14 protein-coding genes are annotated in these 15,016 nt (G+C 44.3%); 8 read left to right on the top strand and 6 right to left on the bottom strand.

Features of this window, described 5'->3' with window-relative positions; all coding sequences use genetic code 11:
• The first annotated feature begins 13 nt into the window (after positions 1–13).
• On the top strand, positions 14–667 hold the full coding sequence (locus tag NX845_RS06900; RefSeq protein WP_108214185.1) for a hypothetical protein: 654 nt from the start codon (positions 14–16) through the stop codon (positions 665–667).
• A 107-nt stretch (positions 668–774) separates the two neighbouring features.
• On the opposite strand, the gene NX845_RS06895 is transcribed toward NX845_RS06900, so the two are convergent.
• Positions 775–1,170, bottom strand: a complete 396-nt coding sequence (locus tag NX845_RS06895) for a RidA family protein (protein ID WP_260256706.1) — start codon at positions 1,168–1,170, stop codon at positions 775–777.
• The gene (locus tag NX845_RS06890; protein ID WP_229648673.1) at positions 1,170–1,478 is read right to left on the bottom strand and encodes an antibiotic biosynthesis monooxygenase family protein; all 309 of its coding nucleotides are present in this window, start codon (positions 1,476–1,478) and stop codon (positions 1,170–1,172) included. The genes NX845_RS06895 and NX845_RS06890 overlap by 1 nt, the downstream gene beginning before the upstream one ends.
• A 114-nt stretch (positions 1,479–1,592) precedes the next feature.
• Between NX845_RS06890 and NX845_RS06885 the strand changes: the two genes are divergently transcribed.
• The 4 genes from NX845_RS06885 (at position 1,593) to NX845_RS06870 (ending at position 6,215) form a co-directional block, all read left to right on the top strand.
• Complete coding sequence (locus NX845_RS06885) at positions 1,593–2,495, top strand: LysR family transcriptional regulator (protein ID WP_260256705.1); 903 nt, start codon at positions 1,593–1,595, stop codon at positions 2,493–2,495.
• A 264-nt stretch (positions 2,496–2,759) separates the two neighbouring features.
• Positions 2,760–3,677, top strand: a complete 918-nt coding sequence (locus NX845_RS06880; RefSeq protein WP_260256704.1) for a DMT family transporter — start codon at positions 2,760–2,762, stop codon at positions 3,675–3,677.
• A 247-nt stretch (positions 3,678–3,924) separates the two neighbouring features.
• The gene (locus NX845_RS06875; protein ID WP_017096162.1) at positions 3,925–4,767 is read left to right on the top strand and encodes a helix-turn-helix domain-containing protein; all 843 of its coding nucleotides are present in this window, start codon (positions 3,925–3,927) and stop codon (positions 4,765–4,767) included.
• Positions 4,768–4,868: 101 nt separating this feature from the next.
• Positions 4,869–6,215: an MATE family efflux transporter gene (locus NX845_RS06870; protein ID WP_004732825.1), complete on the top strand. Its 1,347-nt coding sequence runs from the start codon at positions 4,869–4,871 to the stop codon at positions 6,213–6,215.
• Positions 6,216–6,325: 110 nt separating this feature from the next.
• Here NX845_RS06870 and NX845_RS06865 read toward each other — a convergent pair whose 3' ends face one another.
• From NX845_RS06865 to NX845_RS06855, 3 genes are read right to left on the bottom strand one after another with little or no spacing between them, the layout of a single operon-like run.
• Complete coding sequence (locus NX845_RS06865; RefSeq protein ID WP_260256702.1) at positions 6,326–7,507, bottom strand: MFS transporter; 1,182 nt, start codon at positions 7,505–7,507, stop codon at positions 6,326–6,328.
• Positions 7,497–8,672, bottom strand: coding sequence for a phosphotransferase (locus NX845_RS06860; RefSeq protein WP_260256701.1), 1,176 nt, complete (start codon positions 8,670–8,672; stop codon positions 7,497–7,499). The genes NX845_RS06865 and NX845_RS06860 overlap by 11 nt, the downstream gene beginning before the upstream one ends.
• 11 nt (positions 8,673–8,683) lie before the next feature.
• Positions 8,684–8,968 carry a GNAT family N-acetyltransferase gene (locus NX845_RS06855; RefSeq protein WP_004732803.1) on the bottom strand — a complete coding sequence of 95 codons (285 nt, stop codon included), beginning with the start codon at positions 8,966–8,968 and terminating at the stop codon, positions 8,684–8,686.
• 274 nt (positions 8,969–9,242) lie between these two features.
• Here NX845_RS06855 and NX845_RS06850 point away from each other — a divergent pair, with 274 nt between their 5' ends.
• Positions 9,243–9,989, top strand: a complete 747-nt coding sequence (locus NX845_RS06850) for a flagellar brake protein (RefSeq protein ID WP_004732802.1) — start codon at positions 9,243–9,245, stop codon at positions 9,987–9,989.
• A gap of 215 nt (positions 9,990–10,204) precedes the next feature.
• Here the strand turns inward: NX845_RS06850 and NX845_RS06845 are convergent, their stop codons facing one another.
• On the bottom strand, positions 10,205–12,565 hold the full coding sequence (locus NX845_RS06845) for a Lon protease family protein (RefSeq protein ID WP_017077005.1): 2,361 nt from the start codon (positions 12,563–12,565) through the stop codon (positions 10,205–10,207).
• 240 nt (positions 12,566–12,805) lie between these two features.
• On the opposite strand from NX845_RS06845, the gene NX845_RS06840 reads away from it, so the two are divergent.
• Both NX845_RS06840 and NX845_RS06835 read left to right on the top strand, forming a co-directional pair.
• Entirely contained in the window at positions 12,806–13,300 is a 495-nt protein-coding gene (locus NX845_RS06840; protein ID WP_004732800.1) for a hypothetical protein, read from the top strand.
• Positions 13,301–13,312: 12 nt separating this feature from the next.
• The gene (locus tag NX845_RS06835) at positions 13,313–14,941 is read left to right on the top strand and encodes an ABC transporter ATP-binding protein (RefSeq protein WP_065681038.1); all 1,629 of its coding nucleotides are present in this window, start codon (positions 13,313–13,315) and stop codon (positions 14,939–14,941) included.
• Positions 14,942–15,016: the final 75 nt, after the last annotated feature.

Here is a 15,016-nt window from a genome sequence, read left to right as displayed (position 1 = left end):
AGTTGAGAACACGATGAAACGACTACTATTCACTTTATTGATGCCCCTTACCGTATGTGCAAACGACCATCAATTACAAACATTAAATTATCATGAACCAAGTTTAAGTTTTCAAACAGCCAAAGCCGGAGACAGCTGGATAGGTACAGTCTCTGGTGTCATTCAAGCAACTGAAGAAATCAACATCAGTGCAGAAATTGACTCGGAAGGTTACCTAGAAATAGGGACTGGTTACGGCTTGATGTTAGGTAACTTTTACACTGAAGCTTTCGTAAGTTATGGCCGAGCAGATCTTATCGATATCTACGACATAGGCTTATTTGGTGGCACAGCTATCACGAGTAACATTATGGTTTTTGCTAATACATCGCATGAATGGCGCGATGTTTCTTTATCCCTCATAGATATGACAGATAGGGAATGGAAGAACACGGTTGGTACCAGTTACTCTCCCACACAGTTTATGAACTTTTCTTATTCATTCAGTCATGACCGCCAATTAACGGGTTCAAAAGGCTATTACAACAGCCAAGACGTTACTTTTACGCTGAAACCCAAATGGGTGGAACCGTATGTGAAATATACATTCGGTCAAAAGCGCGTTAGTCCGGGAGACGTATTTCGTTCTGATGGTAGCGTTGAGCTAGGCTTCAACCTTCGTTTTTAGTTTACCGTTTCGTGTGGTAGCTCTCACCCCTTTATAGTCTGATTAAATAAAGGGGCTTTTTGCTTCATAGCATGTCTTTCATATCAATTGAGCATACAGCGATCGACTTAAATCAGTTTCGCCGCTTCGGCCTCAATTTCAACTTTCCATCGCTCGTCAAAGAGCCCTTGTACAAACAGTAATGTCGTTGGGAGACCACCAACATCGAAAGGCAATCGCTGCTTTGCGGCTTGATAGTCAGGCATATCATTCCGGTCAACTAAGTACAGCCTTACACTGATTAAATCTTCGATATCCATTTGGTTTGCCTGAAGCACACCTCTCAGATTTTTCCAAGCCAGTACAATCTGTTGTTCCGCACCTTCAGCCACCATCCCTTCGCGATCAATCCCTAGTTGCCCAGCGATGTGCAACCGCGTTGAACCTGCGGGGATCAACGCACATTGATGATAATTAGCGGCTGGAGCGGGTACTGAAGAAGGGCTCCATATCTTATTCATCATTACCCCTCAGAGGCTGTGACGATTTTTGACATGACGGTGATAATTGGCATATCCGTAAGCATCGCGCCTAAACGGTCAAAATCACCAATATCTTTGCGCCAAGCAATGTATTCATTAAAGTGAGCGGTACTTTCCCATTCTTCACATAAAACCAAGGAATTTTCTGCCAAATCTTTTTGAAAAAGCTCCGCAGAAAGGTTGCCGTTAAAAGTACGAGTATCTGGCAATATTTCGTTAAAAAACTCACCGATCTCTGCCGTTTTATCTTCAGTATGGCTCAAGGTAAATTGCACTAAAATAGTCATCATTCTCTCCGTTTTCTTATTTTGTTAAGGTACGAGGAGAATCTTACTTGTTTGTTAAAATAGATAAATACAGTAATATTTGAAACATAGTTCGATTTAATAAGACAATAAACCACCATGAAAAACGAATTGCATCGCATGCAAGTGTTCGCCCAAATTGTAGAATCGGGCTCCATAACGAAAGCAGCTGATAAGCTAGATCTCTCAAAGTCTGTCGTTAGCCATCACTTACAAGGGCTTGAGCAACACCTTGGTGTGAAATTACTCACTCGAACAACACGTCGCCAATCCTTAACCGACGCTGGACAACGTTTTTATCAACGATGCTTAGAAATGCGAAAATTAATGTCGCTTGCGGAAGAAGAAGTGCGCGAGTCCTGTTCTGATTTTGCAGGCACTATCACCATCACATCCCCACACACATTGATGACACATCTTATTGGACCTGCAATGTGTGAGTTTATGAAAAGCCACCCTCGTATCGAGCCTCAACTATTGGCCAACGATATGCGCGTAGATCTTATCGAGAGATACATAGACCTGTCGGTCACTGTTGGGGCTCTTCCTGATTCAACGTCTCGTGCAATTAAGCTCGGAGAGCTTCATCAGGTACTGTGCTGTCACCCTGATTATCTTACTAAGGCGCAAATACCGCAGCCAATCATGCCAAGTGACCTCTCCCAATATGACTACATTGCCAATCAGTGGGAAGGAATAAACAGCCAAAGAAGCTTTGAAATTAATAAGGGCAAAGTAAGCACGTATCAATTCAGGGCAAGTCGAATCGGAGATAGCGTTCCGACCATCCGCATGATGGCCTTAAATGGGTTGGGGATTGCCTGTTTACCTAAACAAGCAATTGAAGAAGAGCTGAAAAAAGGGACATTGGTAAACATCTTGCCCAAAGATCAAGTTCTTAAAGCCTCTTTCTATGTCGTACATAATTATGGGTTACAGGTGCCAGCCAGAATTCGCGCCTTTATTGAACACCTAAAACAACACGCTGAATCTTATTCTTAATATCTTTCAACCAAATTGCCATACGTCGCTAAACTGACGATTTATCGACCAACATTAAACCTCACAAAGAATAATGACTTTGCTTAAGTTATCTAAAATAAAATAATTTTCTTCAAAAAACTACATTAGAGATTTAATTTCCACAATAAACTCAAATTAGAGATAAAAAGGCAAAACTTTTCTCCGACTACCTTTCTATACTGTGCCACGTCATTAAGGCGCCACAAGCCTATGATTTAAAATAATTATTAATGAGTAGTCACCATGAATTCGAAGTCGCTAACTATCTTGCTTTTTGTCTCTGTTTGCTTAATTTGGGGAACCACTTGGTTCGCTATGGAAGTGGCATTGCATTCTATCCCACCTATTTTTGCCACTGCGTTACGCTTTTTACTTGCAGCACCTCTGCTTGCGGTATTAGCAAAAGTCTTCAACCAACCTTTGCTTTTCCCTAAAGGTAAACGTCAATGGCTGCTTATTGTGGCACTGATGTATTTTGCTATTCCGTTCACTTTGATGATCTATGGTGAGCAATACATCTCTTCTGGTCTAGCGTCGATCATCTTCGCCAACATGCCAGTCGCTGTCATGCTGATGTCGGGTTTATTCTTAGGTCTACGATTGGCGAAACATCAAATCTTTGGTTTGGTCACAGCTGTTGTGAGCCTATGTTTAATCCTTGGCAATGAAATGCAAATGGGTGGTGATGACTACCTTATTGGCACGGTTTGCTTAGGCCTTGCTGTTGCCATTCACGCAGTGATGTATGTTTTAGTTCAAAAGCACTGCAAAGGAATCGAAGTACTTACCTACAACGCCGTTCCGAGCTTAATTGCTTCTCTATTTTTGTTCGCAGTTTCAGCGATGGGTGAAAGAGTTAATGTTGAATCCTTCACTTGGGATTCAATCTCAGCTGTCGTATACCTAGGTTTTGTGGCGAGTGTTGGCGGCATTGTGGCTTACTTCAAATTAGGACAGGTTTCGACGCCGTTCCAAGCGTCTATCTGCTTCCTAATCTTCCCAGTGGTTGCGATGCTGATCTCTTGCTACATCAATGGTGAGGTTCTATCTGAACAGTCTCTACTTATGATGCTCCCTCTACTTTGTGGCATTTTGCTGACCAAGGCACCAAAGGGAATCTTCAAGCTGCGCTCTTCTTTGAAAACAGTAAGTAGCAACTAAGTTCTATGAATTAACCCTAGAAGCCCGCAATGCGCTTCTAGGGTTCTATTTAGCGACTCAAATCTAAGTTTTAACTCACTCCCCTCTCACACTCCTATCTATTTCACCGCGCCCATTCTTTCACTGCCCATCACTCATTGATAATGGCAAGCGAATGACTTAAAAGTCGCAATCGACTACATTAGAAACGCTGAGAACAACCGACTCTAGTCTTAACTGCACCATCTGTCTTCAACCAAGGAATGTCATGAGAACTCCCATCAAACACATGCGTCTGATTAAAGGTCAACCTTGTAGGGTTGAGGAACTGACTAACAGCGACGACGCATTCTTAGAACCGCACAGACATGAATACTGGGAGTTGGTGTGGTGCGTAGATAGCTTAGGCAGTCAGAGCATTGATTTTGTAGACTATGACAACAAGGTCGGCCGTATTTTTACCATTGCTCCGGGTCAGGTTCACCGATCTGAACTAGTGGGAGAAAGCGCTCGTTTACTGGTGTTTACGCCGGGCTTTGTCAAAACCAACCATCGCAACACACAGCTGGTCGACACCGTTTTTGCCATGCATCAAAGTCGTCCTCCCTACTTAGATTGCAGTGAAGAAGGCAACCGCTACCTACTGCCTATTTTCACTATGATTAAAGAGGAGTGTGCACGAGAAGAGAGCGACTGGGATTTGGTAGAGTCCCTCATGAATAGCTTTTTGCGCTACATATTACGTTTCGCCAGCCAATCATCATTGAAAGGCGAAGTGCGCGACAGCCGAGTAAACCAAGTGGTCGATTTGATTGAGCAACACTACACTACCCACAAACATTGTGAGTTTTATGCGCAAGCGCTATCGATAACTAACAAACGCATCAATGAGATCGTGAAGGCTGAACGAGGTAAGACGGTCACCCAATTGATCCACGATCGAATCATCTTGGAAGCGAACCGAGAATTGATTTTTTCGACCAAGACAATTAAAACCATCGCCTTTGAACTTGGCTTCGAAGACCCCGCCTATTTCAGCCGTTTTTACCGTGGCCAGATGAATGAGTCGCCTGCAGAGTTTCGAACTCGATGTGCAGATAGTGCAACATAACACGCAGATCATCCCTTTTTAGAGCCCAGTTAAGTTCGGATAATGCTCCCTCTTTAATTCATCCACTTTGGTTACATCCAACTTGTTGGGAGCACTCTCGAATGGCCATCAACCTTAAAACCGATCCTATATCTAAATCCTTTTATCAGTACCTTTGGCCAGCGCTAACTGGCATGGTGATCAAGTCTCTCTTCATCATGGGAGACGCATGGTTCGTCGGACGTGGTGTTGGCCCTGATGGGCTTGGTGCTATCGCTTTGACCATCCCTGCTTTCTCAATATTTACCGCTATCGCGATGATGGTTGGCATTGGCGGCGCAGCGCTTATGTCTATCGAAGTTGGTAAAGGCAATTCAGCGTCGGGTCAAACCCTCTTTAGTCAATCAATGCTCAGTACCGCAGTGCTTAGCACCATTTCAGTCAGCATTGCTCTGTATTTTCTAGACGACATGATTGCGTTAATGGGCGCTTCTGGATACATGGCTGAACTGACTCACGATTACCTGGCTGTAATGCTGCCATTCTTTGTGTTGTACTCGTTAGCTTGGGTCATGTCGTGCTTTGTTCGTAACGACACCAACCCAAAACTGGCGACTTACGCGATGTCGATAGGTGCTGTGGTCAATCTAGTGTTGGATTACTTCTTCGTCTTAAAGTGGGGCTGGGGTATGAAAGGGGCAGCCTACGGTACAGCCATTGCGCAAGGTGTTATCGCTTGTATTCTATTGAGCCACTTTGTACGTAAACAAGGCACCTTGGAACTGAGCCTAAAAGGAATTGGTTTGGACAAACTGCCAAGCATCCTAAAAATAGGTACACCGACCTTCTTTATTGAGGTAACCGCCGCGATGACAATCTTGCTGTTCAACTACGTGTTGCTGCATCAGTTTGGTGAGAATCATATTATCGCCTATGGCTTAACGGCAAATATCGGGGTATTCGCTTTGTTTGTGATGGTCGGAATCGCTCAAGCCTGCCAGCCAATCATCAGCTTTAATCATGGTGCCAACCAGCCAAACCGAATCGAAGCGATTTTTCGCTTAGGTTTAAAAAGTGCCATTGGTAGCGGCTTGGTGTTTATGGTTATTGTGTACCTGCTTGCGCCTCAAATCGCAGCCCTCTATTTGGGTGATTCAAGTGATTTGATTGCACTGTCAGCCACTGCATTGACGTTCTTCTTCTTTGCTGTACCACTGATGGGCATCAACTTAGTGATCGCCAACCTGTTTCAGGCAACAGCTAAACCAAAACAAGCGACACTGATATCTCTTGGTCGCGGCTTTGTGTTCGTCGCCTTGGGCATCATGATTTTACCAAAGCTATTCCCAGAGCAAGGGATTTGGGCGAGTATCCTGTTCGCGGAAACCGTAACAGCCATATTCAGCCTGAGTATGTTACGCAGCTACAAGAAGCGCTTTTCTGGCTCATTAGAAAAACAGGCGGCATAGGAAGTAATCCGTTTAGAACGTCACGCCTTTGACTACCAAATAGCACATACAAAAAAGCTCCAATATCGCTATTGGAGCTTTTTATTTATCTCATCAGATTGAAATGAACATTAGCGCCAGCTGAACATCCGGACTTCGTTACCCTCTTCAGGCTTCTTAGGGATGTTTAAAGACAGCGCCAAAGAAACCACTGCCATTGCTGCACCAATGTAAAAAACCGTTGCAGGAGACGACAGCCAAATCACACCAAACGCGACTGGAATAACAACCGCTGCTATATGGTTGATGGTGAAAGAGACACCCGCGGTTGAGGCCATGTCAGCAGGATCCGCAATTTTCTGGAAGTAGGTTTTGATCGCCAGTGCCAACGCAAAGAACAGATGATCGACCACGTAAAGTGCTGCCGCCCACTCAGCGCTTTGCACCAAGCCATAACCAACAAACACACCAATCAAACCCACATACTCAAAGATCAGCGCCTTACGCTCACCCACGACACCAATAAATTTACCAATGCGTTTTGCGAACAAGAAGTTAAACAGATAGTTGATTAAGAACAGTAGCGTGATGTCAGCAGCCGAGTAACCGAACTTCTCGACCATCAAGAAGCCTGCAAACACCGTGAAGATTTGTCTTCTTGCACCACTCATAAACGTTAGCGCGTAGTAGAGCCAGTAACGCTTTCTCAATACCAACTTTTTATTTTGCTGAGTCTTGGTTTGAAATTCAGGGAAACCAAAAGTCATTACCAATACTAAAACGAAACCGATGCCCCCAGTGATGCCATACACCCATGCAAAATCAAGCTTGAGCTGCTCTAGCATCACCCAAATTGAGCCATAAGTGATTAACGAAGCCAACGCGCCAACGGAGATCATCTTACCTAACATCTCTGGCGCTTCTTCTTTACTCAGCCATTGCAGTGACAGAGACTGCTTCAGCGTTTCAAAATAGTGAAAACCCGTAGACATCAAAACCGTAGTCAGCAACAAGCCTGTGAGTGTAGGAAATAAACCTGTAATCGCCGTGCCTACAGTCAGCATCGCCAGCGATATCAACATAAAGCGTTGCTCTCGAATGAAGGCTAAAACAAACACCACAGTAAACGCTAAGAAGCCAGGGATCTCACGAACACTTTGCAGCAAGCCAATATCAGCACCATCAAAGTTCGCTTTCTCAATCACGAAGTTATTAAGCAAAGCCATCCAGCTCGAAAACGCGATCGGTACAACAATCGAAATCAGTAATAAAAAGTTTTGCGGCGTTTTCCAGCTCGCGGTTCTATCGAACATTGACGGACTCCTGTTCGTCTAATTGAGTGAGCACTTGTAAAGTCAATTGCTCAGTATACGGGTTGATCTTCCAATGATCTGGACTCCAACCTTTTACAAAACGTTGAAAATCAGCCCACGCCACATAGAACATTGGTCGCCATGCGGCTTTGATTTCATCAAACGAAAGCTGTGGCTGATAGTACGCCAATGCCTCTTCCAAGTATCGGAAGTAAATCTCTAACATCTGTGATTCAAGCTCTGCGCAATCTTGCGGCCTCACCGCACTGCTCATAAACAGAGCTACGTCTTTCATCGCACAACCATGACCCACATATTGGAAATCGACCGCAGCTGCGCGCTCGCTTTCCGAATCAAAACAAAAATTAGCGAGCTTGGCATCGCCATGGACCAAAGTTTGATATGGACATTCTTTTAGTAAACGGTCGATGTGCTTGGCTTGGTTCTTCAATGGTAAATCAGCCAACGCATTAAACTCATCAGGGCGTGTGTCTAAATGCCAGTATGTGCCGACTTGCCACAATGAGGCTGATTGTTCGTGGTCGATATGGATATGCTTCGCATGAAAATTAGCGAGCCATTTAAGACAAGCATCGCGTTGATTTTGCTCTTTTAGCGTGTAACCAAACGCCAGTTCAGGCAGAGTCTCTTTGGTTGCCAGATCGTCAGCAACAGCAAGCACATCAAACTGAGAAGTTAACGGAAAGCCGATCTCCGCTAAGTCTTGCATCACAATCAGCCATTCATTCTCTTGTAACTCACATTGCAGCCCAATAGGCACAGGGCAACGCTCATCCCATTTCTGAGTGAACGACTGATACCATGCGGTCTCAACTTGGTAAGAGTGCACCTTTCGCTGATGAGATAATTTGGTGTTCCAGCCTTTGGGGTGTTCAGCTTTATCTGGCAGTGCGACATGCTTAACGATCACACTCTTCAGCTCAGCATCGCCTTCTTGAGAAAAGACCAAGCGAACTAACTCGCCATATCCACCCCACAGGCGTTGAATCACTTGGACATCAAACCCTTGGTGACAACCCAACGAGGTCGCTATTTTTTGATAAAGCTCATTTTGATAAAACTCTTGTTGATAAAGCTCTGGCTGACTTTGACTTGAACTCGCTTCAGGTTGAGCCAGATTGTTTGACGATATTGATTGAGACATATTACTCGTTACTATGCTTTATCAGATAGAAGGTGTGACCACTGTGGCTGCCTATTCATGTAGTGAACGACATAGCTACAAACTGGCACAATTTTGAAACCTGCTTGTTCAATTTCAGGCAAGACCGACTCCATCATCACCTTGCCAAAGCCCTTGCCTTGTAGTTCATCAGGGATTCGTGTCGAGGTGATATGTAGTACATCTCCGTCCTTTTGATACTTAACGACCGCGAACTGGTTGGGTTCTAGCTCAACTGTGATCTGGTTCACTTCTTGATCCCATTTTACTGCCTGCATTCTCAACTCCTGCAAATAATTGATACGACAAACAATAAAAGTTTGAAGTATGAGTTCCTTGTAATAGACTAACGCAAGTGCATATAAATAAAACTAAGTACTTACAAACAAAGTAGTTAATTCAGTGCCATCGGCTTAATATAAAAACAGCAATGATAAAAGGCACTCTATAAATCTATGTGAGTACGCCTACTCAATCTAGCACGTAATAACCCCTTGTTAGCAAGTTACCAATATAACTAACAGACGCATGTTGGCGCATGGAGAATATATAATGAACGCACCACTGAAGAAGCCTTTGGAGCATAATCAGGCACTTCAAGACCCTCGTAACCGCACCGTTTCTACGATAAACAGCACCGACGCACTGGCCATGATTGAGCACGGCAGTGAGCTGACATTAAATGTCTCGACTCCGGTTGGCACTAAGTTTCTCGCCACCACCAAATTTATCGGTACGCACAGTGATAACTGTATTGTGGTTGAGGTTCCCGAGGTATCCAATGAAGATCTGAATTTTTTCTTTCAAGAAGGTTTTTGGATGACCGCTCGTGCCTATTCTCTACGAGGTGAAGGCGCACTTATTCACTTTAGAAGCCAAATTCACCATAAGATTGGTGAACCCTTCCCTATTCTTGTGCTTTCGACACCAAGCACGATGCAAGTCACTCAGCTGCGTAAAGAAACACGCTATGAAGTGAACTTGGCTTCAAGAATTATCTTCAACGACCAACGAGCAAACTGTGAGATAAGAGACTTATCTAAAAGTGGTTGTCGTTTTGTGACCTCTCCGACCTCTCGTGCAATTCAGATTGCCGATCGAGTGTCTATCGAGATTACACCTGAAAACTACAATGGCCCTCTTATCCCTCCATTGAGAGGCATCATCTGTAATCTGCAAAAATCGACGCACTACGCTCGATACGGTGTGGAATTTGATGATATTGGCCGCGCTAACGCTAAACACTTGTTGGCAAAATTGAAGTTCGATGGCACCAAGCTCTGCTTACGAAACGGCTAAGATCATTTAACACACTGCGCTCATCAAATTCGTGAATTGACCAAATACAAACCACTCACTCGCGAGCAAAGTCGCAACCAATAAAAAAGCCATCGACTCTATAATCGATGGCTTTTGCGTTTTGGCTGTTTTTATCTGTTTATCTGTTTATCTGTTTATCTGTTTATCTGTTTATCTAGGCATAAACTAGCTAACTATCTAGTCTAGCTATACAGCTATTTACGCAGTGCGTTCAGTTTAGCTTGAGCGATACCAAAGATAGTATCAATTGGATAGCTACCCTCATCACTTGCCTCACCTGCGGCTTTGCCTGTGAACAGTTCAATCGCCTCTGTGACATGGTCAATCGCCCAGATATTGAACTCGCCTTTTTCAACCGCTTTCACGATGTCACCGCGCAGCATTAAGTTATGAACATTCGAGCGTGGGATTATCACCCCTTGTTCGTTTGAACGTCCTTTGATTTCACACACATCAAAGAAACCTTCAATTTTCTCGTTCACACCACCAATTGGCTGAGACTCACCGAACTGGTTCATTGAACCGGTAATCGCAATATCTTGGCGATTTGGCTGCTTAGAAAACGCCGATACCACCGCACAGAACTCGGCCATACTCGCACTGTCACCATCGACGCCACCATACGATTGTTCGAAGGTGATGTTAGTGGTGAGCGGAACTTTGGCTGTCTTACCAAACACTGAAGAAAGATAAGCAGACAAGATCATCACCCCTTTCGAGTGAATACTGCCACCTAGGTCTACATTTCTTTCAATATCAATCACCTCACCGTCACCGTAAGCTGTGGTTGCCGTGATTCGGTTCGGCGCACCAAACATATGATCGGTAGTGCTGAGTACAGAAAGCGCATTGACCTGCCCAACCGCTTGGCCATCAACATGAATAAGCGTTGTACCGTTAGTGAAAGTTTCCATTACGCTGTCTTGCAGTCGTCCGACACGCATCTGTTGGTTAGATAACGCCTGGTCGACGTGCGTTGCACGAATCAAGTTCGATTTTGAGCCTCTCGCTACGTAGTTTGACTCACGAAGCAGATTCGCAATGTGTGCCGAGTGCAGCGACAACTTACCTTGGTCACCCGCTTGACGAGAACTGTGCTCAATGATGCGAGCAATCGCTTTACGATCACAATGCAGCATGTTGTTGTCATGTACGATGCTCGAAATGAAGCGTGCATAATGCATTTCAGAATCCGCAGTACGCTTCATCTCATCTTCAAAATCGGCTGTGACACGGAACAGTTCACCGAACTCCGCATCGTAATGTTGCAGCAGTTGGTAAGTGCGGTAATCACCAAATAAAATGATCTTAACGTCTAATGGAATAGGTTCTGGATCAAGCGATACCGCTCCCGTTAACGTGACCTCTTTTTCTAATGAAGTGAAGCTCAATTGACGCGAACGTAGCGCGCGCTTCAGGCCTTCCCAAACATAAGGCTGTTCGAGGACTTTAACCGCATCCATCAACAACACACCGCCATTGGCTCTGTGTAAGCTACCTGCGCGAATTAATGAGAAGTCCGTAAATACAGTGCCTTTAAAAGTTGCCGTCTCGACATAGCCAAACAGAGAGTGATAATTCGGATTCTCTTCAACCACGATCGGCAAAGTCTCCTCCTTCTGACTCACAATCACGTTAACCTTGTAACGACGTGGCATTTTCTTATCCAAAGAGGCGGTCGCAACTTCTGCTTGCTCTGTGCTCTCTTCCAAGAAAATGTCTGCGTTGTCGACAATGTCTTTACGCAGTGCCGTCAGGTACTTTTTGATATCTGCATATTGGCTGTAATCTTGCTTCAACTGCTTGATGAAGTGCGTGATCACATCTCGCGCCGTATCATCATTAAGCTTTTGAATTTTCTCCGTATACGTCTCTTCAAGCTCGGTCAGTTCGCGAGAAATGGTTCGTAGACCTACTTCCAATCCATCAATGGTTTTATCGAACTGGTCTTGCTCTTCCGGCGAAAGCAGATCAAAGCTCTCTTCGGTATGAAGATCATCCCCATTCATTGCGACAAACTGGTAATCACCCTGAGTGGTAATCGTCAGGTTGATGCCCTTGTCTTTCGCTTCTTGGCTAATTGTTTCGAGTGCAGCTTGTTGCTTCGTGGCCAATTGGTTTTTAAGCCTATCTGCACGGCTAAAGTACATCTCATTGTCGAATGCGAGCGGCATGGCTTTAAGCAATTTACGCATCAGCTTTTCAATGTCTTGCTTTAAGCTGCTGCCCACGCCACGTGGCAACTTGAGTACCTTCGGTGTACGAATATCTTCAAAGTTCGCGATATAACACCAATCAAAAAGCTCTTGGACCTCTTGAGTGTGTCGGTTTAGATAGCGCAAAATCATGGTGCGCTTACCCAAACCATTTCGCCCTATCGCATAAATGTTGTAACCCTTTTCCTTGATTGACATCGCGAACTCAACGGCCTTTTGTGCACGTTCTTGCCCGACGATTTCGTCAATTGGAGCCAGTTCTTTGGTCGACTTACATGGTAGCTTATCGAGTTCCGCTACCTTATACAGCTGTTCTGTATTGAGTCTTTGCATCGCCATCGCCGCCTCCTTAGTCCTTCATTACTTGGGTGTAGATAAAATCAGTGTAGATGTAATTTCCTATAAATTTAGTGACTTACGCAACACCGCTGTTCAACTGAACAAATAACGCACAATTTGAGCCATTTTTAAGAATAACCGGCCATTTTATTTACCAACTTAACACGTGAATGATTTTAATTTGCATTTGATAATAAATATCATTACCATTTTCGAATATTATAAATTGAGGATGTGGATATGGAAATTGAACGATGCTGGATGCACTACCTAAAAGCTGAACAGTTAATGGAACAAGGTCACTGGCCAGAAGCACAGCGCCTGTATGGTGATGTTCTAACGTCTCTTCCTCACCACATCCAAGATGCTGCATACCAAAGCGACATCAAGCCCTGCCAATTTGCCTGTCTACTTGCAGGGCTTCGAGACGCAAGTGTCGCTCAATCAGAGATTTTCAACCGTTTAGGCCATCATCAGCAAGCCTTCGACACCTTGAATCAGTCTTACGCACTGATGCAATTTATCTCTCTCGAAAGCACAGAACTGATCCAACGCACCTATTCACTGCTGGAAAAACAGAGTGAAGATCTACTCAATCATTTGATCGCTTTTTGCAGTGCTCAACGCAGTTCGTATTGGATGCTCGAACTAGAACAAATTCAACGTGCTCATCACCATTTTGGGCAACTTAAAACCACGTCAGAAGTGAAATCTTCACCTAATGTCTTAAATTGATAAGGATATATCATGTCGGACCGGGCCATTCTTAAAGTCAATAACCTCTCCGTTAGCTTCACAACCAATGATGGAATCATTGATGCGGTAAAAAAGGTTAACTTTACCCTTAATTCTAGCGAAACCTTGGCCATTGTTGGTGAATCAGGTTCAGGTAAATCAGTCTCTTCTAACGCACTCATGCGTTTGCTCCCTGATAACGCCATCATTGATGCTCAATCTGAAATAGAATTTGAGGGGCAATCAATACTTGGCAAGACTGAACGAGAAATGCAGTCGATTCGTGGCGACAGAATCGGCATGATCTTTCAGGAACCGATGACCTCTCTCAACCCATACCTGCGCGTGGGCACACAAGTGGCTGAAGCCATTATGTGTCATCGCAATGTATCGAAATCAAAAGCAAAACAGCGTGTGCTAGAGCTCTTCAATCTTGTGCACTTACCAATGCCAGAACAGGCTTACAACAAGTATCCGCATGAGTTTTCAGGCGGTCAGTTGCAGCGCATCATGATTGCGATGGCTTTAATCAACGAGCCCGATATTTTGATTGCCGACGAACCCACCACCGCATTGGATGTGACCGTACAAGCGGAAGTGCTTTCTCTTATCAAAGAAATCCAAAACAAAATGGGCATGGCAATTTTGTTCATCACCCATGACCTTGGCGTCGTGAAACATTTTGCCGACCGTGTTTTGGTGATGTGCAAAGGTGAGCTAGTTGAAGAAGGGATGACTCAAGCCTTATTCGAGAATCCAAGACACGATTACACACGCATGCTGATTAACTCGATTCCTAAAGGCGCTAAGGTTCCTGTTGAGGCGTCAGCTCCAGAACTATTGTGTGCTGACGATATCCGAGTTCAATTCTTGGTTAAATCACATTTCATCAAGAGTAAAAGTCAGTATTTCGAAGCCGTAAAAGGCATTTCGTTGAATCTTAAACAAGGCGAAACGCTAGGCATTGTGGGTGAATCAGGGTCAGGTAAATCGACCCTTGGACGTGCATTAATCGGCTTGCTGCCAAGTACCGGACGTATTGTTTACAAAGGCCAAGACGTTAGCTTATTAAATGATAAAGAGCGTCACAAGCTCAAGAAAGATGTCCAAATGGTGTTCCAAGATCCTTATGGTTCTTTATCACCACGCATGACAGTTGGGGAAATCATCACCGAAGGCTTAACGGTGCATCAACCTCATCTATCCAAGCAAGAACGTTTAGAAAGAGCGCGCAAAGCATTGATTGAAGTTCGCTTAGAGCCGAATTCAATAAACCGTTATCCGCATGAGTTCTCTGGCGGACAAAGACAACGTATCGCGATTGCTCGCGCGCTGATTCTTGAACCTTCTTTCATTTTGCTGGATGAACCGACTTCAGCACTCGATCGCTCAGTACAACTGACCGTGATTGAACTGCTAAAAGACATTCAAGCCAAGCACAATATCGGCTTCTTGTTCATCAGCCACGACCTCTCTGTAGTGAAAGCACTGTCAGATCGCGTATTGGTGATGCAGAAAGGTGAAGTGATGGAAGAAGGGTCTGCAGAAGAGATTTTCAATGCACCGAAAAATGACTACACCAAGAAGTTAATCGCAGCGTCATTCGACTTAGAAAATAAATCGAAAAAAAATGCGGCGTAACGGGAACTAATCAACATTAACAGCGTCTTATAAGTACATTCTGAATAATCTCCTAATGGATTGAAATCTAGAATG

The organism is Vibrio sp. NC2 (assembly GCF_025195005.1).
Taxonomy (GTDB): domain Bacteria; phylum Pseudomonadota; class Gammaproteobacteria; order Enterobacterales; family Vibrionaceae; genus Vibrio; species Vibrio splendidus.
This window is presented reverse-complemented; position numbering and strand designations above follow the sequence as displayed.

Bases quoted from the DNA above. Each gene is read 5' to 3' on its own strand.
- NX845_RS06865 (WP_260256702.1), bottom strand. From the start codon at position 7,507: ATGTTCGATAGAACCGCGAGCTGGAAAACGCCGCAAAACTTTTTATTA.
- NX845_RS06850 (WP_004732802.1), top strand. From the start codon at position 9,243: ATGAACGCACCACTGAAGAAGCCTTTGGAGCATAATCAGGCACTTCAA.
- NX845_RS06845 (WP_017077005.1), bottom strand. From the start codon at position 12,565: ATGGCGATGCAAAGACTCAATACAGAACAGCTGTATAAGGTAGCGGAA.
- NX845_RS06855 (WP_004732803.1), bottom strand. From the start codon at position 8,968: ATGCAGGCAGTAAAATGGGATCAAGAAGTGAACCAGATCACAGTTGAG.
- NX845_RS06870 (WP_004732825.1), top strand. From the start codon at position 4,869: ATGGCCATCAACCTTAAAACCGATCCTATATCTAAATCCTTTTATCAG.
- NX845_RS06875 (WP_017096162.1), top strand. From the start codon at position 3,925: ATGAGAACTCCCATCAAACACATGCGTCTGATTAAAGGTCAACCTTGT.
- NX845_RS06840 (WP_004732800.1), top strand. From the start codon at position 12,806: ATGGAAATTGAACGATGCTGGATGCACTACCTAAAAGCTGAACAGTTA.
- NX845_RS06880 (WP_260256704.1), top strand. From the start codon at position 2,760: ATGAATTCGAAGTCGCTAACTATCTTGCTTTTTGTCTCTGTTTGCTTA.
- NX845_RS06895 (WP_260256706.1), bottom strand. From the start codon at position 1,170: ATGATGAATAAGATATGGAGCCCTTCTTCAGTACCCGCTCCAGCCGCT.
- NX845_RS06860 (WP_260256701.1), bottom strand. From the start codon at position 8,672: ATGTCTCAATCAATATCGTCAAACAATCTGGCTCAACCTGAAGCGAGT.
- NX845_RS06885 (WP_260256705.1), top strand. From the start codon at position 1,593: ATGAAAAACGAATTGCATCGCATGCAAGTGTTCGCCCAAATTGTAGAA.
- NX845_RS06900 (WP_108214185.1), top strand. From the start codon at position 14: ATGAAACGACTACTATTCACTTTATTGATGCCCCTTACCGTATGTGCA.
- NX845_RS06890 (WP_229648673.1), bottom strand. From the start codon at position 1,478: ATGATGACTATTTTAGTGCAATTTACCTTGAGCCATACTGAAGATAAA.
- NX845_RS06835 (WP_065681038.1), top strand. From the start codon at position 13,313: ATGTCGGACCGGGCCATTCTTAAAGTCAATAACCTCTCCGTTAGCTTC.